This window comes from Dysgonomonas sp. 216 (genome assembly GCF_010501065.1).
GTDB lineage: Bacteria > Bacteroidota > Bacteroidia > Bacteroidales > Dysgonomonadaceae > QVMM01.
Window position 1 is genome coordinate 159,904 of sequence record NZ_QVMM01000004.1, and the last position, 18,018, is coordinate 177,921.

Sequence of the window (18,018 nt, forward strand, 5' to 3'; positions counted from 1 at the left end):
CATGTGTATTTACTTTTTTCACTTCCTTCATACAATTTGTGTTTTCCCTTTCCAGCTCCGTTAGGATGTCGTGAACATGTAGATGCAGTCAATGACGATACGCTGGAATATTTATTTCCACAATACTCACAATAAAAATTTGCCATACATTTCAATTTTAGAGATTAATATATTTTTGCAAAAATACTTCTCACCTGTGCCAAAAGAGAGCATTAATTTGAATCAAAAATTAATGGATTGCGTTTTCTTGCCATTCTCTATCTGATGCAAAACTTATTAGGTCTATGCTATCACCGATAAAACCGTGCTCTCTTGCAAAATCTTCATCTACCCATGCAGTCATTTCAAGACCTGCTTCATCACAAATTTTATAATATTCGCTCTCGGATATTTCTTTATCTAAATATCTCGCTCTTATTTCCATCCATTTCTCAGTATGTGTCATTTGCCGCTATTTATATATCAAATACGATAGGGTTATTTAATAGTCGATAATTTTCATCTACTAATGCTGCATTGGCGAAGGTTGTATATTTAGACTCTTCAATACCATAAGCATCGTGGATATGCCCGAAAAGATGATAACGAGGACGAACCTCAAATATCTTTTGAAGTAAATCAGGACAACCATAAGAAATATTATTGGTGTTATCCAAAATACCAAGTGGTGGACGATGCGAAATCAAAACATCAGTATCCGCCGGAATTTGTGCAATCATATTGAGATATTGACCACTCACGTCATCAGAAAAGAAAAATGGAATACCCCAAAATTTCAAGCTGTTTATTGTTATGCCACTATTGTAGAGGTAAAAACAGTTTTCAGGCAAAAATCGCTGAATTTTTTCTTTCCCTTTTCCCTCTAAACAATAGTCGTGATTACCTGCAATGAAAATTTTGTATTGATAATCTAACGCTCCAAACCATTCAACAAAATCCACAACTTCCTTACCAGTGCCAGCATACGAAATGTCACCGGAATGGACAATAATATCGGCAGTCGGTAAATTATTTAACTGCCGGTGGAGGTTGTGAGTGTCAGAGAGGTGGAGGAGGCGCATGATTGCTACTAAATATTATCTGTACTAAAATAATCCTCGATATTTTCTAAAGAAATATTTTCTGTAGCCCACGTTTGTAACTCATTATTATATTTTTGTAATCTATCATCAGTTCCCCAATAATAAGTAACATCACTATGTTTAAAGTATAAATTCCAGCCCCAGAAATACGGGTAGTTCCCTAATTTACCGCATTCTCCGTTTATTAATTCAATTTTATTTTGATCTAATAATCTTGAAAATATCGAATTCCTCGCATTACCAATAACATAAATTTTCCATTTAGCTCTTGTATTGTATGGGTATAAAGCATGCTGATTATTTCTGTAATTTAAGAAACAGCCATCTACAATGCAATTAAGAAGGTCGCTTTTACATAAGTCAGAATGAACAAGAGCTGATTGCTCATTTTGATTTTCATGAAAGATATTGAAGTTCATATAATCAAACGTAGTTGGATCTTCTATAAACAAGGAATTTAATGGTAAAATCCATTTTTTATTCGATAAAATATCTCCCCATGAGGAAGCTTTATTATCGTAAGTAATGCCCCAAAAGCTTTCCCATTTTGTGAAGCTGCAAATTAACAGCCTTAAGAGAATATTATTATTCTTATACTCGTCGGATACTCCATCTACATTAAAATATCTTTTTGACTTAGACCATCTATCGTCAAAAAGTGTCCAATCGTATTTATGCTCATTTGTTCTAAATAAAAAACGAATAGTTCCTTGCCAGAAAGCATAACATTCTGCTTCTTCAATTTTGTTTTCCCATTTGGTATCCTGTAGTATTTGACGTGCCTTTTCTCTTTCTTCCGTTACTTGTTCTCCGTCAAAACGGAGTACTTCACCATCCTTAGCAAAATAGTCAAGAATAGACTTCGTATCGCTCTCGGCATAAACAAAAAAAGCTAACGTATCTAACGCCTTTATCGTATTTCTAAATTCATCTTCATTGTTATAACTCGTGTTATAAGATAAATTGCGAATAATACGCATCCAGTTGTTTAATTCTTTTCTCAACTTTTCCGACTCTTGTAGAGCTTCTGCTCCGTAGTATTTGAAGAACTGCATTTGGGCAAAGAATAATACACGCCCCAAATAAGTAATCTTATTGTCAATAAACATTTCGAAAAGATTGTTTACATCTCGGTTGTCAATTTTCCAAAACGGCATAGTAATAAAATCGCTTCCTTCTTTTACACGCTCATCTTCTATAAATAGCAATTGTTCCATTGTCTCAATTACAAAAGAGTAGAAAGCTTCGTTAAAGAATCCACACTTACTTAGTTGCGGAATAATCGTAATAATATCATGGTCTCTCACATATATACGAACAGATTTAATACCCTCCACAAATTTATCTTTATCTAAAGCTTCGGGGTTTTCGAAATCATCAATCATAAACAAATGAAAGTACATCATTCGTTTCAAAAAACGCAAATAAGACATTTCGACAGCGTTCACTATTTCTTTATTTTTATTACTGTCTGAGCTATCAAGGTATGCTATTGCTTTTTTGTTCCAGAATAAATCCATCCATTTGCTATCAATGTGCGTTCGCCATTCTTCTTGCAATAACTCGCTTACCTCATTCTTCTTCATTTGTTCTTCAAACGTCGATTTAAGTATATCGAAAGAAGATAATTCTTTTCCACGGGCATTCATTTTAACATAAAGTTCATCTGCCAGATTAAACTGTTCAAGAGGGAGTATGTGAAAAACAATCTTACGATTTTCGGTCAAACTATTCCATAAAGAAATCTTGTCGGGTATTGCTTTTAGCTTTTTGTCCATTGCGTCTAGCATTACCAACATTCCTTTTATAGTCGGATCTTTTCGCCACGACCACAAAAACCAAGGTTCGTTTTGTATGCTTTCAGATAAAGTCCATTCTTTTTTTGTTGTTTCGTTCTCTCTTTTTGATACAGACATTGCTGTATTATCCTTTATAATCCGAGGAGAAGTTGCAACCAAGCTTTTGCAAAAGTCTTTCGAGGATATTCTGGTCTCGTAAGTGAAGCGTGGCATGCTAGTGTCATCTTTAAATAGTTGTGGTCTGTCAGCTGGCAAAAGGTACCAATGCAAAAGAAAGAGAGTCGTTAAACGCTGTTGTCCATCGAGCGGTGTAAAAACGTTGTCGTTGTCGGTAGAGCCATAGACAAAATCAAGCACTAAGGGCATGCTCTCTTTTGATATTAATGATTCTATCATTTCTTCGAGAAAAGATTCTCGTATTTCTGCAGTTTTATCATCTTCACGTCCTTGCGCATAGTCTCTTTGTATTTTTGGAACGCAGATTGAATACTTTTCTATCATATCCAAAAAAGATATATTTTTTTGCATTTGTTTTTCCATTGTTTAATTGTTTAACAGGTCATCTATTGTTGCGTGTATTGCTTCCAAATAAGCATTTCCATCATTTTCTTTCCATGCATTTTTCCATTGGGAAGCATTTTCGCTTTCAGTAGTGTAGTATTTTAAAAATACGTTGCGGGTACACGGAGGAATAAATCCTCCACTCTTGTCTTTTTCTATAATCCGTTGACGTTTGGTTTGAAAAGGAGCGTTTCCATAGCTGCGATTGGTGCCAGCATCAAGCAAAGCTAAATTTACAATAGAATCTTTATTTATCGATTGTTCATCCTCCGGTTCTATAATGGCAAAGACTTCTTCATATATTCTGCTAAACTCTCCTTCTGCTTCTTTCCCTTCTTTATTGAGCTTTTCTAAGAGCTGCATGGCTTTGGCAAGCAATTCAGTCCAGCCTTCTTCATGACAAACAACTTGTTTAAGATAAGTCAGCCAAACGATCTTATCTCCTGTCTTTTGCAGTTTATTATCCGTTTGAGAGGCTATGTGCTCTATATCCCAGTTTTCTTTTTTATATAAATCGAATGGGAAACGATACGAGTTTGATTTTGCTCCGGTTTCAATATTAAACAATAATAATATTGATGATATTTTGTCTGAGCTATAGGTCAATTCGTCAAGCTCTGTTTTTGAAATCCTAATTTTTTCTCTAATGATAGCTTTTACCTCCTCTTCCATTTTGTTTTTAGGCAGAACATGTATTTTATTATATATTTCTTTGTGAGAAATGCCAATGCTAAGCAAAAAGCCTATATAGTGGTATAGTTTGTTGTCTTCGAACCAATATAGAAATAGTTGATATACAGTTTTTACTTTCTCCCAAGCTTCAGCGAAATTTTTCACACCCCAATTTCCCCAGCATTCTTCTGTTTCGCCATCATATAAGGCTTGAAATTTACGATACGAGAAGTCGTCATCGCTTTTGAGAGGTTTGTTGGTGAGAAAATCAAAAATCAAATCAATTCTTGTGGCAGGATTGTAATCTTTGTTTGCCAAAAACAGCCAGAATTCGTCATCGTGTAGAGAACTTTCTATCACATTCCACTCTAGTACAACTTCGTTTATATTTGATATTGTGTTTTTTGCATTCAATATAAACAGAGCTTTTATCAGTTCGGCATTTGTTAAGCGAATTTTACCTTTATTCAGATTGTTGAATACTTTAATAGAATTTAGATTGTCGGCATTTTCTACTACATACCAGATAAATTTAACTTGTGGTTCTTTATCTTCCGGCTTATATGGGTCGAATAAGACTTCTTCAAGTTTACTTTTTTTTATTGTGTTTTCATTAAACCATTCATCAATAATCTCTTTGGCATGCTGAGCATAATAGCTGTCAATGTCATTTAGAGGGTGCAAATTGTCAAAATCCACCTCGGGTCTTGTTTCGTAATATAAGTCGTAAAGAGGCTTCTTGCAATCACAACTTTTGCTTTGCAGGTATTTAAGCAATAATAGAAGAGTGGTCAGTCGTTGTTGCCCGTCAATAACTTCCCAACCGTTGATTGTATTTCCATTTAATTCCCATTGCTTTTCTTTCACAACAACAGGTTGCAAACAATAGAACTCTCCGTCTTTGGCTTTTTTAGAAAAGTCAGTAATATCTTTCAAAAGGTCTTCTACCTGCTTTCTATCCCACCGATACCCACGTTGGTAAGAAGGAATGTAAAAATGATGCTTGCCATCTAAAAAATCGGCAACAGCTTTTAATCTGAAATTTGGATTTTCGTTAGTATTTTCTCTCATATTCTCTCATTTTATAATTTGCAATGCTATCTTCGCACACGCTTCAGCATCTGCCAGCGCATGATGATGATTCTCCAAGTCATATCCTACATGTACTGCCACTGTCTGCAGTTGATGATTTTCCAAGTTGGGGAACTCTCTTTTAGCCGTTCGATAGGTGCAATGAAATTCATAATTAGGATATTGGATCTCATATAAATCATGTACAGCTTTCAAACAACCTGCATCAAAAGAGCTATTGTGTGCAACCAATGGGAGACTCTTTAGTTTAGGTTTAATATCCTCCCATACTTCAGGAAACTCCGGTTCATTTAGCGTATCATAATAAGATAGCCCATGAATATCCGTTGCCCATGAACAATAGAAATTAGGTCGTGGGCGGACAAGACTATATATCTTATCTACGACGACACCATTTTTTACAATTACAATTCCCAAGCTACATATACTTGAGCGATTGTAGTTCGCCGTTTCAAAATCTATTGATGCGAAATTTAACATTCGTCTATATTCTAAATTACTATTCTCATAAAGAAAAAGCGTGGTACTGTACGCTTATCTTGTTAGAGGTATCGCCAAACACCTTGTAGCAAATAAACAACAGCCCACGCCTGATATGTTGCACAAAATGTACAATCATCAAACAGGAACGCTATGTTTATCCTTGCTACATTAGTCAATTGGCGATTTCCTAAACAAAGGATGAAACTTGACGCTTCTTCAATATGTATAAGCAACCTGTTGTTGCTGGTTGCAAATATACACATTTATTTTCAGAAGCGAGTAACGTTCAGGCTGTTGCTATTTGCTGCAACAAAAATAATCTATCTGTATGCCAAATCGTTGCGTATGTTGTTTATTTACCTCTTCCTCCCTCTGTTCTTCTGTTGAATAATAGGTTGCTTTGGCTTTTGTTTCTGTTCCTCCTTTTGAGTTTTCGGCAACCTTGGATCATTCCATGACTCTTTATATTCGGCATCAGACTTATTCGTTTTCCAAAGAAATGGATAGGCATAATTTACTCCTCCAAACCATTTTACTTTAGCCTTGGTCATATACCCATTTTCAATCAGAATCTTATCCCGGATACGCATTTCATACTTGCCGTATTTCACAAACTCATCAGGATTGTCATAGGAGAACAACACCTGTTTCTTCTCATCATTTAGGAAAGCATAAGCTGAGAATTGAGTTTTTCCATCCTTAGCTGTCATATTTTCAAGGAATATATGACCACTGCCCAGCAGCGTTTTCTCTTGCTCATCACTCAATACCACACCTTTAATAATAATATTCCGTTTGGCTACTTGTGCTTTTGCCTCGTCTTCTTTCCTCGCATTTTCTTCGTCTTCTTGTTTGACTTTTAACATAGCCTCTTGCCTTACTTTTTGTGCCATCTGTTCCCGTAAAAGTTCTTCCTCTCCTCGTTTTTTCGATTCCTCGATATTTTTTTCTAATACTTTTTTGATGTTTCCAAAGCTGTATTTTCTATCTACCTCAGAGCCTTTGAAAGAGATATTTCCGTATCGGAATGATACTCCTTCAATTTCAGATGTTGTTCTTTTATGTTTATAGTCAAGCTCAATTCCGAACTTTTGAAGCTTATATCGCAGGTCATTAGGTGTTTTGCAATTCGGTAGAACGGTTTTAATCGCATCATGGATATAATATTTTGCCTTATCCGGATTCCTTAATTTCTCTCGCTTAACCCTTTCTTTATCCTTCCCATAAGTCAATCCATATTTGTCTTTTAGTTTCTTGCAAGCTTTGATATTCCGTTTGTAATCGTGGTTGACTGATATTAATTTCAGGTTATTGTCAATTCGGTTATAGACAATATGAATGTGTTCATTGTCGGTGTTGTGATGCCGGACAATGATATATTGGGTGTTTTTAATGCCCATTTCTTCCATGTATTCCTTAGCTAATTGTACCATAAAATCGTTCGTCATTCTATCCTTATCTTCGGGAGCAAATGACAATGGAATGTGTCCGACAGGCTGCTTGATTTCCTTTCTGCCGGAACGTTGCATGGCAAAACTGCGGATAATATCCTGTTTACTTGAAGCTAGCACTCCTTCGGCTTCAAGCAACTTGGCAGTATCGTTCATCACATATGATACACATCCCTTGAATGACTTTCCCTTGATATTCTTAGCGATCATCCAGTATCCTTTTAATTCTGATCATCATTCCCATTATATTAATGCTTTCCGCAATATATCCTGCCTGATTAGCTTTCTTAGCGATCTGGTTCAGGTTATTTGCTATACCTGAAAGTTTTCGCATAAGGTCAAGTTCCTCCAATGTAAAACGGGATTTCACTCTTCCTTTAAGCACCATTTCCCGTGCATATCGTGTAGCTTTCATCCCTATTTTCTCCGCTTTCTCCTTGATTAAACCGAAGTCTTTCTCTGTCAATTTGAGATTGATTGAGCAATTTAACTTCTCTTTCTCCTTGGCCGGACGACCACGTTTGGGCTTCTCTTCTTTCTTATCTTCCATAACATATACATTTGAAGGTTATGGAATCTTTCCGGCTATTCAGATAGCCGGGCAAGCCAAAACGAAAGCGACCACCGGGAGATGAAGCGAAGGCTTGCAAGACAACCTGACCACCATGCGACCATCGGGAGAATAACGGAAAGGTTGTCCAGCGAACCCAAACCTGTCGACCATCGGGAGTGGGTGCAGGAGTTCGCAGCCCCGCAGGGCAAGGTATGCACAGGAGGAACAAGAAAGAGCCGAAGGCGAATTTCGGGTTACCTGTGTGATTACCTTGCTCCTTTGACGACGGCAAAAAAATAAAGAGGCGAGAGGCTCTTTGTTTTTTGCTTCGGCGGCAACTGTTATACACTATCCGGGGCATAAAACGTAGAAGCCCGGATTCTCTAATGCGACTTAAATTGGAGGTCGCCTTAAAATAATTTTCTTCATTCATCGGTCTGTCATTTTAATATTTCAGACCACGAAGAAAATTAATAATATCCGGTTAATGTCAAAGCCGGATTGACATGTATAACTCTGCTATATATTGCTTGTTTGACCGGAAAGCAATCAGTGCGAATTGCCCCGATTTGCCAAATGTAAATTCCGACAAACCATTGAGAGATAAAAAAGCCATACTTGTCCTGCAATTATTCAAATAGTCTTCCTAATAGCATGTACTTGGTGCAAAACGCACCCTTTCAATGCATAAGAAACCGACATTGCATATTGACAAACAGAATGTTATACATTCGCTGCTGAAAGTTTGGAAAGTTTGAAATTGGCAGTTTTTATAGACAGGATAATATACAAATTTCAATCTCTACCGTTTTTCTGATTAGAAGTTTTTCAAGTTGATTTTACATTTTGAAAACTTGAAAAATATCAAACATGAAAACTTGGCGGTTTGGTAATTTGAAAACAAGGAAGCTTGAAAACAACAAAATAATAAAGCTTGAAAAACTTACAAATATCAATATGTGTAATTCTAAAAATTGAAAACAAGATGAAAAAAGAACCGTTATTTATCGCCTTCTCCACTCAAAAGGGAGGTGTCGGTAAAAGTACATTTACAGTACTCGTGGCAAGCTATCTGCATTATCTCAAGGGACTGAATGTTGCTGTAATGGATTGCGACTATCCGCAATGCAGTGTCTACGACATGCGTAAACGTGAAATCCGGCAGTTGGAGACCAACCTGCACTATCAGTCTAAAGCTATTGCCCTGTTTGATTCCCTGGGTAAACAGACCTATCCCATCGTATGCTCCAAACCGGAAGAAGCAATCCTGAAAGCCCGTGAGTTTTTGGCTGGCGAACCTGCCGACTATGATGTGGTGTTTTTCGACCTGCCGGGAACCATCAACAACGATGGGGTAATTTCAACCTTTATGTCGATGGATTATGTTTTCGTGCCAATGGCTCCTTCACGGATGTCTATGGAGAGCACCCTCTCTTTCATTATTCCTGTTAGTGAGTTGCTGGCAGAACACAAGGATTTAAACCTGAAAGCGATCCATCTGTTTTGGAATCGTGTCGATGGACGTATCAAGAAAGACTGGCTTGAACACTATCAGGGAGTTATCAGGCAATTTGGATTACCGTTGATGCAGACAGTTATCCCGCAATCCGTCCGCTACGACAAGGAACAGTCCATCGAGGGTAGCGATGCTGTTTTTCTATCCACAATCTTTCCTGCTGATAGGAATTTACTCAAAGGCAGCAACTTGGATTTACTGGTTAATGAAATTATGGAGATTATTCACTTTAAACCTCAATTATAATGGCAACAGAAAATAAATTCGATAAACTCCGCTCAATGGTACATCAGGGTGTGCCGTTGGAAAAGACTATGGAGAATACAACACCGGAAGAAGTAAAGTCCGCCAGCGTGGATTCGGAAGTTACAGAACCAGTATCCAAAGTTCCTGAACCGCCTGCAAAACCACCAGAGAGAAGAAAGCGCAAACCACAGGCAGATTATCAAAGCTTGTTCTTCAACCGGATAGACTTCACTCACCGGAAGCCGCTGTACATAACTGCCACGACCCACCGCCGGTTGATGCGGATTGTCCACCTGATGGATGAATCAAAAGCGACTATAAGTAGCTATGTGGAGAATATCATTCTGAACCATCTGGATACGTTCAAAGAAGAGATAGATACCATTTACCATACGAATAATATAAACCCGACAGAATAATGAACGAAGTATTTATAAAATCCTATGTATTGGTTAGCCTGTGGTTTTGGGCAGGGATGCTCCTGAGTGGTCCGCTACGCAGGGCTTTTGGCGATATGCACCGTAGACTATTGAAAAGAATCTATGATGCTACTTGGGGACAGGTGGTAAAAGCATACAAGAGAGTAATAGACTCAATGTCAAAAAGATTCAAGGATACTACGCTTTATGTGGAGAATCGTACTTATGAATTGCGTGTCAAGGTTGCCCGCTCGCTGGTAAGTAAAGAACTGCTCGAAGAATTGACAGAGAAAAACTTCGTAGCCGCTATTTCAAGGGCACGGCAAATAGGAAGATGGAAGAGTGGGACTTCTTATGAGGAACTCCAGATGTTGGGAGGTTTAGCATCAGGCAGAACTGTTGACAGAGAGGAAAAGGAGGCTGCCTTAAATGTAGCGTTCGAACTTTGTGATACAGATCTTTTCGAGCAGATAATAACACGGATACCTCGTGCACAGGAACGTATCCTCTTGGCTTTTGAACAGGCAGAAGGGAACGCTCCTTACGATTCTATCAGAAATGAGGAGTTCCGAAAATTTATACGTGAGTAATGGAACGTATAAAACAGGGCAGCCTTCGGATTGATTTTTCGAAGGCTGTTTTCCTTATTTAAAGCAAAATTTTTCCATTTCTGAAATGAGTTTGTCTTCGAAACCCCGGACAACCCCGGACAAATGCTGCCACAGTCTGATTCTTTGCTATTTAACCGATTTTTTGTATATATATTTGTGCTTCGATTGAAATTAATACTTAAAAATAAAGATATGGAAATAATAAACATTGAAGCACAAACTTTCGAAAAAATGCTCTCCAAGTTTGAAGATTTTGCAAGTCGGATGGAGCATCTATGCCGCTTGCATGGAGACAGGGACATGAAAGAATGGTTGGATAATCAGGACGTATGCCAGCTTTTGAACATCTCGAAGCGGACACTTCAAACGTTACGGGATAACGGAACATTGGCATATACCCAAATCAGCCATAAAACTTATTACAAACCGGAAGACGTGGAAAAAATCGTTCCAGTAGTAGAAGAAAAACGCAAACAAGCTAAATATAAAGGAAAACAGGTATGAGCAATCAATTAATTACATCAGAAAACGAAAGGGTAAAATCATTTTTCCTTTCACTCGAACGGCTATCTACTGCGATAGAGAAGCTGTTTACAGCTCGCAAGCCGACATTAAACGGAGAAAGTTTCTATACGGATGAGGAACTTTCCAAGAAATTAAAGTTGAGCCGGAGGAGTCTACAGGATTACAGGAACGAAGGACGTATTCCCTATATCAAACTGGGCGGCAAGATACTGTATCGGTCATCGGATATTGAAAAGCTATTGGAGGATGGGTGTCAGGATAAGTTCAGGTAGCTGTTTTGCACACACTAATCCTCTTGAATATCTTTTCCTTTTTCGACTGATAAACACCTCTTAATGGAAGGAGAATAAATAAGACAAGGCTATTTTGGTAAATACTCTTTTTCGTCCCGTGAAAAAGGAAGATTTGGCAAAATACCCGAAGGGTTTAGCCTTGTCGTTTTATTTCCTTCTTTTTTCTTTGTGTTCAGATGAAAGAGGGCTATAAAAAACGGCAGGCTTAAAAAATGAAAAGCCTGCCGCCGGTTAGATGAAATATGTGTCATTTCAACAATTTGCGATTTTCAACTTCTTGCAATACCCGCATCTGTTGAATAGCTATCTGGTTGAGCTTTTGCAGTCGTTCCGGTTGCGGCACTTGCTCATTTATCAGAACAGCATTAATATTTTCCATATTAGACAGGCATATCAGTTCGTTAATAGTAGCATAATCGCGGATATTGCCTTTCAAATCAGGATTAGCATCGCGCCATTGCTTTGCGGTAATACCGAAAAGAGCCATGTTTAATACATCCGCTTCGCTGGCATACACGATTGATATTTGTTGAGCGGTAAGTTCCTCCGGTATAAGATTATGCTTTACTGCATCCGTGTGAATATGATAGTTGATTTTCGACAGTTCCCGTTTGGCTGACCAGCCAAGTTGTTGCTGTTCATGCTCTTTAAGGCGTTGGAACTCTTTGATGATATACAATTCAAATTCAACCGAAATCCAGCTTGCAAATTTGAAGGCAATATCTTTATGCGCAAAAGTCCCACCGTATCGTCCAGATTTTGAAATAATGCCTATTGCATTTGTCGATTCAATCCATTTTTGAGGAGAGAGGGTAAAAGCATTTAATCCGGCTTCTTTTCTAAACCTATCGAATTCGATAGGTTTAAAATTCGGGTTATACAAACTTTCCCATATTCCTAGATACTCAATTGTATTTCGATTGCGCATCCAGTTTACAACCACAATAAATGGTTCTTCTGACTTATATTTTGCAATATCCGTCAGAGAGATATAATCGGCATTATTGATACTAACAACTGTAACTTCTGTTTCTTGTACTTTTATTTTAGCCATTATTATTCCTGTTTTTAATTGTGTCAAATTAGCCACAACTTGGTTCTACAAATTTAGTTTAAATTATTGATATCCATCATATGTAACGGAAGTATAAGCCTTGTTGTTTCCTCATTTCTGATGGATTTTTCAACTATATATTTCCGAAATACCTCTGCATTTCTTGATTGAATCCGAAACGAAAGAACGATTATCATTTCCAGATTATACTGTTCTACGCTATTGCCATTCTTATAATGATAAGTCCGGCAAACTTTGCTTTCATCGAATACTCCGGTTTTCAGGATGGCACGAACGTTCGTATTTATTTTGGCTACAAAGCATTGGAACAAATCGGCAAGCTGATGCTGTGTCATCCAGATTTCAGTTGATGCCGGAACGGATACTGTGCCGTTTTCTATGGTTATTATCTCTCTATTCATGATTGTCCGGTTTGAATTTCGTTATTTTGCATTGTTTTTCTTCGTTTTGCCATTACTTTGAACTGGCAATTTGTATTTCCGACCGATGCGGTCGCTAATTTTCTTCATGTCCTCATTAACTTTTTGCCGGGTAAGTTTTGCGTAAATTTGGGTGGTGCGAATACATTTGTGTCCCATCATCTGACTGACCGTTTCCAATGGAACTCCACGGGAGAGCGTAATAAGGGTTCCGAAATTATGACGGCTTTGATGGTAGGTAATCCGCTTTTCAATTCCGCATAATTTGGCGACCTTGTTCAAATTGACCTGAACGCAAGAGGGAGATGGCATCTTGAATATTTTATTTCCGTTGCGCTCGGGCTTGTACTTTTCCATTATCTGCAAAGGGATATCCAACAAGGGTATATTGCACTGGATGCCTGTTTTCTGCCGGTTGATGTCGATCCAGAAACTGTCGTTCCTGCTTTTATGGATATTTTCCTCTGACAGGTTACACATATCCGCGTATGACAAACCCGTGAATGTCGCGAAAATAAACATATCCCGTGTATGGCACAAGCGTTTGGAGACTACCGGAACGTTCATGAACTTCTCCAGTTCCTCCAGAGTCATGTGCCTGCGCTTACGGGGAGGCTGTTCGGGAATATAAGCAGCAAAAGGATTTTTATGTAACGTCCCCTGACTGATTGCCCTGCGGACTATCTTCCTAAGAATGATTGTATAGGTAGATATTGTATGGGCGGTAAATCCCTGTTCGATACGAAGGTAAGAGTCGAACTTTTCTATAAAGGATAACTCCAGTTGCCGTAACGGGATATCTTCCATATTGTAATGGATATGCAGGAAGCGTTTTGTCTGTTTAGTTACAGCTTCATAAGCTTTAATGCTTCCTTTCGAGCGTGTAACGCCTATCTGTTTGGCGTACTCTTCATTATGTTCGTGAAAGAGTTCCAGCAAGTTTTCTTTTTTCCTCCCGATACCACTTACGGCATTTTTAACAAGCTCCGCCGTAATATATCCCTGCTCGTCCAATATCTGTTTATAGTACCGATTGATTCTATCTGTCAGCTGCTCTATATGATAATTTGTTTCGGCGGCATGACGGCTTTTGCCGGTCATGCGGTAGGCTTTTGCATCCCATAGTGATGGGTCAATATCTATTCCGACAGAAAACTGGGCTACTTTTGCATTGATGGAGATTCTGCCCATCAACGGACACATGCCGTTTTTCTTTATCTTCTGCCGGTTGATATAAAACAGAACTGCGAAAGTGCTGTAAGTAGTATTGGAATGACTGCTCTTATTATTTGTATTCATAATATTCTCCTTTCTTTATTATAGTACATTGTTCTCCGTCAAATGAAACTTGCCGGACAGACGTTTATTCAAGTGGCACATATCTTCACCGATTTTCTCATTGCTTACCTGTGCATAGATGCGGGTGGCTCTCCAATCCCGATGACCGAGTAATTCAGCTACTGTTTCCAGCGGAACTCCCTGAGAGAGAGTTACTACGCTGGCATAGCAATGCCTTGCCATGTGAAATGTAACTCGCTTATCTATACCGCATTCCGTAGCTATCCGTTTGAGATAGATATTGGTCTTGCTGCAACTGATCATTGGGAATAATTTACCGTCTTTCGCCAGTCCTTTATATTTCTCAATTAATTGCAAGGGAATTTCCAACAATGGAATATGACAAGGTGTTCCGGTCTTCTTTCTTCTGAGATGTACCCACCGGACACCATCTTCGGCAATAGAAAGATTTTGTTCTGTCAGACTACGCATATCGCTGAAAGCGATGCCGGTAAAAGATGAAAACAAAAACATATCACGAATAAAGTTTAGGTTGGGTCGGGATAGCTTTGCATTCATCAGCTTCTTCAACTCTGCGGATGTCAGGGATTTGGGGACAATGGGCGACGTTATAAATTCATAGTCGATGAATGGGTCATTACGGAGAAGACCGTTGTTGATGGCTATTTTTACGATTCTACGAAGTTGTCCAATAATATTTACAATCGTCTGGGGAGCAAAACGGAGTTCTACACGCAGATAATAGTCATAGTCGGCAACAAACGATGGGGTCAATGCCTGAAAAGACACATCGCCAACATTATACTTCTTCCGCATGAACCTTTTTAGGTGGTTAAGGGAGATGCCATAACGTTTGTAGGTTTCCATGCACCTATTTACGCCGACATTTTTCAGAAAAGACTGATTATGTGCTTCGTAGTATTTCACAAGGGTATCCTGTTCGGATGCTATACCCTGAAACGCATTTTTCACATCTTGGGCAGATACATTTTCCTTTTTCATCAGTAAGTCCCGATAGGCGGAATGGATGGCTACGCAGATTTTGTTCAGGGATGCATTAATGGAGAGGGCGGTTTTGCTTTTTCCGGTAGCCCTGCCGGACTTGGTATCCCAAAGGGATACAAGAACACTCACTTTGGCACTGAACTGCACCATTGATTTACCGATGCGGATACGTCCCAGAACGGGAACTGTTCCGTCTGCTTTCTCCTCATTTCGTTTGAGGTAGAAATTTACTTTTACTTCTGTCATAATTAACTCTTTTACAGGTTACAAAATTAACTGTTATAGAGCTAATCAATGTTACGCAAGAAATTGTGATTCAGTGAATAAAAACCCGGACTCAGGCTTATTTCTTACATAACAGAAGAACAAGACAAGAATCCTTCTTCTTTCATGGGAAAATCCGTTGTTTGAATGGTTGCTGCAATATAAAAACAGGTAACGCATTCGTAACGGAAAGTCTTCCGAAATACACAATATCTTGCTTTTTTACTGCTTGCAGTGGAGAGAAGATTAATGAAGTTAGCACCAATGGGTCAGCTATTTACGCCGTTTTATCCGTTCTTGCTTTTTAGGTGCATAGTTTGGTAACTGAAAACCTGCTTTAAAAGGCATTTATATGTGCAACTTATGAAAAATAAAAAGCTCCGATTTTCGTGAAAATCAGAGCTTTACCCATTTTGCCTTGTTTGTTTGTGATCCGAGCGGGATCGCTTTCTTATCTCGTAATAGCTAAATTTTCAGTGTGTTATATTTTCTTGAAAGACTTACCGTAACGAATTCGTAACGATTAAAAAAAATGTCTTTTATCTTGTGCTGGCAGACCGCTGTGAGCCTAACTTCTAGTTACAAATATACAGATAATTATTCGGGTAATAAACTTATTTTTGTCTACCTGTGGTGCATTTATATAAATAAAAAAGAAGTTGCTCATTATCAAATAAATGATTATATTTAATTGTCTGACAAACGATTAAATATATGAACAACTTCATTCGAAATTACGAAAAAATATTGAAAACATTGCAATCAGTAGAAAGTAAGAAGAATTTTTTAGATCAAATACGTACACCTAAACTATCAGATATTGAGTTGATTGCTATTGACTTGACTCCTGAATTTTTAGGTATTGATTCAGAGCGAGATTTGTTCCGAAAATTACCTGTTGATTTGCTATCTAAAGTAGAACGCAGTGCCTATAACCGAAGGAAGCGTCGATTATTTTATCATCGAGACTTATTGCGTAAAAAATTGGCTTATAATATTGGTCTTCAAGATTATTATATTGTGGACAGTATGCCATTGGAAGTTTGTAAATTAAGTCGTAGTTCTCGCAGCCAGGTTTGCAAAGAAGTCTACCAAACAGCTCCCGATAAAGGCTATTGTGCTTCTCAATCGTGCAATTATTATGGCTATAAACTTCATGCTGTCTGCACTATTGATGGCGTTTTTACTGATTTTGATTTAACTCAAGCTTCCATACACGATATTCACTATCTGAAAAACATTAAATCGATGTATAAAGATTGTACGGTTTTAGGAGACAAAGGATATTTAAGCATTGATTCTCAGATGGATTTGTTCTCATCTAATCAAATAAGGCTTGAAGTTCCAATGCGTAGGAATCAAAAAGAATATAAGCCACAAGCCTATATCTTTAGAAAATCAAGAAAACGCATTGAAACCTTGTTTTCCCAACTGTGCGACCAATTTATGATTCGTAGAAATTATGCTAAATCTTTTGATGGATTCAAGAACAGAATACTATCTAAGATTATGGCTTTGACTGTTATACAACTCATAAACAAATTAAATAATCGAAATATGAACAACTTAAAAACCGTGATTGTCTTAATGCACCACGGGTAAGAGTAATGAAAAATTTAGTTGAAAATTTAAACCGGTTATTTGCAGACTTTGCAAAAGATGCAGTATTACAAACCGAAAACGGAAACAAAGCAGCCGGGACACGCGCTAGAAAAACATCTTTGGCTATTGAGAAGGCTTTGAAAGAATTTAGAAAAGTATCAATCGAAGATTCTAAAAAATAAGGTATTTTTAATACCTGAAGAAAAAGGTTATTCTTTCCGGAATAATCTTTTTCTGTTTCTGCCTATGGCTGATTCTTAAAAAAGAATGTATGTTTTGACTAAAGAACTATTTGAATTTATGAAAGCTTAAGCAGAGTAAGGTATTCCGGTTATTACCAAATCGTTACCTATTTCTCTATTCCCTCTCCTTTATTAATTGAAAATCAATCAGATTTTGTTATTCTACATACTTAATAACAAAAGGTAAGAAAATAAATACCAGTTATCTTAGATAAATGACACAAAAAACTGTATTTGTATTATGTTTTTATAAACTATCATTTTGGATATTAACATTTTAAAAGAAATCATTTTAAAAAAAAACTATATGTTAAAAAGAAAGGCATAAAGTATACTAAGATTGGAAGTATCTTGTATAGATAAAACTTTAAATATTAATTATTATGGAGAGAAGATTATTATTTGTTTTAGTCCTGTTATGCTCCCTGTATGCGTATAGCCAAAATAAAGTAAGTTTTGAATATGACCAGACTGGAAATAGGACAAAAAAGACATTAGTTGTAACCACAAAATCGCTACTAGCAAACGAACAACCAGAACAGATTATTAAAGAAGAAATTTCCAAACGGGAAGTCAAAATCTACTCTGCAATAAAAGGACAGATAACAGTTGAATACTCAACATTGGAAGGAATGAAGAACGGAACGATGGCCGTTTACTCATTTACTAAGGGTACGCCTGTTTTAACCCGGAAAATCAAGCATCTAAGGGAAGACCTTGATATCAGCCGTCATCCATCAGGCATTTATATCTTGTTGGTAGATATAGACGGAGAAAAAACATCCTATAAACTTATTAAATAATTGTCT

The 18,018-nt window shown here is 37.5% G+C and carries 21 protein-coding genes; 8 read left to right on the forward strand and 13 right to left on the reverse strand.

From position 1 onward, the window contains the following. Positions 1 to 229 precede the first annotated feature (229 nt). The 9 genes from D0T53_RS04110 to D0T53_RS04150 all read right to left on the reverse strand — a co-directional run bounded on the left by D0T53_RS04110 (position 230) and on the right by D0T53_RS04150 (position 8,054). Positions 230 to 445, reverse strand: a complete 216-nt coding sequence (locus D0T53_RS04110) for a hypothetical protein (RefSeq protein ID WP_163306589.1) — start codon at positions 443 to 445, stop codon at positions 230 to 232. 10 nt (positions 446 to 455) lie between these two features. Beyond that, the gene (locus D0T53_RS04115; protein ID WP_163265352.1) at positions 456 to 1,061 is read right to left on the reverse strand and encodes a metallophosphatase domain-containing protein; all 606 of its coding nucleotides are present in this window, start codon (positions 1,059 to 1,061) and stop codon (positions 456 to 458) included. Between the two features lie 8 nt (positions 1,062 to 1,069). Continuing rightward, positions 1,070 to 3,409 carry a DUF262 domain-containing protein gene (locus tag D0T53_RS04120; protein ID WP_163265354.1) on the reverse strand — a complete coding sequence of 780 codons (2,340 nt, stop codon included), beginning with the start codon at positions 3,407 to 3,409 and terminating at the stop codon, positions 1,070 to 1,072. 15 nt (positions 3,410 to 3,424) lie between these two features. Beyond that, positions 3,425 to 5,185, reverse strand: coding sequence for a DUF262 domain-containing protein (locus D0T53_RS04125; protein WP_163265356.1), 1,761 nt, complete (start codon positions 5,183 to 5,185; stop codon positions 3,425 to 3,427). Between the two features lie 6 nt (positions 5,186 to 5,191). Beyond that, a complete protein-coding gene (locus D0T53_RS04130) occupies positions 5,192 to 5,686 on the reverse strand; it encodes a 3'-5' exonuclease (RefSeq protein WP_163265358.1) in 495 nt (164 codons plus the stop codon). A gap of 62 nt (positions 5,687 to 5,748) precedes the next feature. Further along, positions 5,749 to 5,952, reverse strand: a complete 204-nt coding sequence (locus D0T53_RS04135; RefSeq protein ID WP_163265360.1) for a hypothetical protein — start codon at positions 5,950 to 5,952, stop codon at positions 5,749 to 5,751. 93 nt (positions 5,953 to 6,045) lie between these two features. Further along, positions 6,046 to 7,350, reverse strand: coding sequence for a relaxase/mobilization nuclease domain-containing protein (locus D0T53_RS04140; RefSeq protein ID WP_163265362.1), 1,305 nt, complete (start codon positions 7,348 to 7,350; stop codon positions 6,046 to 6,048). Beyond that, positions 7,340 to 7,690: a MobC family plasmid mobilization relaxosome protein gene (locus D0T53_RS04145; RefSeq protein ID WP_163265364.1), complete on the reverse strand. Its 351-nt coding sequence runs from the start codon at positions 7,688 to 7,690 to the stop codon at positions 7,340 to 7,342. The genes D0T53_RS04140 and D0T53_RS04145 overlap by 11 nt, the downstream gene beginning before the upstream one ends. After that, a complete protein-coding gene (locus D0T53_RS04150) occupies positions 7,680 to 8,054 on the reverse strand; it encodes a hypothetical protein (RefSeq protein ID WP_163265366.1) in 375 nt (124 codons plus the stop codon). The genes D0T53_RS04145 and D0T53_RS04150 overlap by 11 nt, the downstream gene beginning before the upstream one ends. A gap of 624 nt (positions 8,055 to 8,678) precedes the next feature. Between D0T53_RS04150 and D0T53_RS04155 the strand changes: the two genes are divergently transcribed. The 5 genes from D0T53_RS04155 (at position 8,679) to D0T53_RS04175 (ending at position 11,282) form a co-directional block, all read left to right on the forward strand. Further along, positions 8,679 to 9,455 carry a ParA family protein gene (locus D0T53_RS04155; RefSeq protein WP_163265368.1) on the forward strand — a complete coding sequence of 259 codons (777 nt, stop codon included), beginning with the start codon at positions 8,679 to 8,681 and terminating at the stop codon, positions 9,453 to 9,455. Beyond that, the gene (locus D0T53_RS04160) at positions 9,455 to 9,874 is read left to right on the forward strand and encodes a DUF3408 domain-containing protein (RefSeq protein ID WP_163265370.1); all 420 of its coding nucleotides are present in this window, start codon (positions 9,455 to 9,457) and stop codon (positions 9,872 to 9,874) included. The genes D0T53_RS04155 and D0T53_RS04160 overlap by 1 nt, the downstream gene beginning before the upstream one ends. Then, positions 9,874 to 10,464 (forward strand): hypothetical protein, encoded by a 591-nt coding sequence (locus D0T53_RS04165; protein ID WP_163265372.1) that lies wholly within the window; start codon positions 9,874 to 9,876, stop codon positions 10,462 to 10,464. Before D0T53_RS04160 ends, D0T53_RS04165 begins: the two co-directional genes overlap by 1 nt. Before the next feature lie 213 nt (positions 10,465 to 10,677). Continuing rightward, positions 10,678 to 10,989 carry a helix-turn-helix domain-containing protein gene (locus D0T53_RS04170; RefSeq protein WP_163265374.1) on the forward strand — a complete coding sequence of 104 codons (312 nt, stop codon included), beginning with the start codon at positions 10,678 to 10,680 and terminating at the stop codon, positions 10,987 to 10,989. Continuing rightward, positions 10,986 to 11,282 carry a helix-turn-helix domain-containing protein gene (locus tag D0T53_RS04175; protein WP_163265376.1) on the forward strand — a complete coding sequence of 99 codons (297 nt, stop codon included), beginning with the start codon at positions 10,986 to 10,988 and terminating at the stop codon, positions 11,280 to 11,282. The genes D0T53_RS04170 and D0T53_RS04175 overlap by 4 nt, the downstream gene beginning before the upstream one ends. Before the next feature lie 268 nt (positions 11,283 to 11,550). Here the strand turns inward: D0T53_RS04175 and D0T53_RS04180 are convergent, their stop codons facing one another. The 4 genes from D0T53_RS04180 to D0T53_RS04195 form a co-directional block, all read right to left on the reverse strand. Continuing rightward, the gene (locus D0T53_RS04180; RefSeq protein ID WP_163265378.1) at positions 11,551 to 12,357 is read right to left on the reverse strand and encodes a KilA-N domain-containing protein; all 807 of its coding nucleotides are present in this window, start codon (positions 12,355 to 12,357) and stop codon (positions 11,551 to 11,553) included. 53 nt (positions 12,358 to 12,410) lie between these two features. Further along, complete coding sequence (locus tag D0T53_RS04185; RefSeq protein WP_185152970.1) at positions 12,411 to 12,779, reverse strand: protein-tyrosine kinase; 369 nt, start codon at positions 12,777 to 12,779, stop codon at positions 12,411 to 12,413. A 21-nt stretch (positions 12,780 to 12,800) separates the two neighbouring features. Further along, positions 12,801 to 13,988, reverse strand: coding sequence for a site-specific integrase (locus D0T53_RS04190; RefSeq protein WP_255489386.1), 1,188 nt, complete (start codon positions 13,986 to 13,988; stop codon positions 12,801 to 12,803). Between the two features lie 126 nt (positions 13,989 to 14,114). Further along, entirely contained in the window at positions 14,115 to 15,347 is a 1,233-nt protein-coding gene (locus D0T53_RS04195) for a site-specific integrase (protein ID WP_163265382.1), read from the reverse strand. A gap of 732 nt (positions 15,348 to 16,079) precedes the next feature. Here D0T53_RS04195 and D0T53_RS04200 point away from each other — a divergent pair. From D0T53_RS04200 to D0T53_RS04210, 3 genes are all read left to right on the forward strand, one after another. Further along, positions 16,080 to 16,967: an IS982 family transposase gene (locus D0T53_RS04200; RefSeq protein ID WP_163265384.1), complete on the forward strand. Its 888-nt coding sequence runs from the start codon at positions 16,080 to 16,082 to the stop codon at positions 16,965 to 16,967. 5 nt (positions 16,968 to 16,972) lie between these two features. Beyond that, positions 16,973 to 17,149 carry a histone H1 gene (locus D0T53_RS04205; RefSeq protein WP_163265386.1) on the forward strand — a complete coding sequence of 59 codons (177 nt, stop codon included), beginning with the start codon at positions 16,973 to 16,975 and terminating at the stop codon, positions 17,147 to 17,149. 443 nt (positions 17,150 to 17,592) lie between these two features. Continuing rightward, positions 17,593 to 18,012 (forward strand): hypothetical protein, encoded by a 420-nt coding sequence (locus D0T53_RS04210; RefSeq protein WP_163265388.1) that lies wholly within the window; start codon positions 17,593 to 17,595, stop codon positions 18,010 to 18,012. Positions 18,013 to 18,018 lie beyond the last annotated feature (6 nt).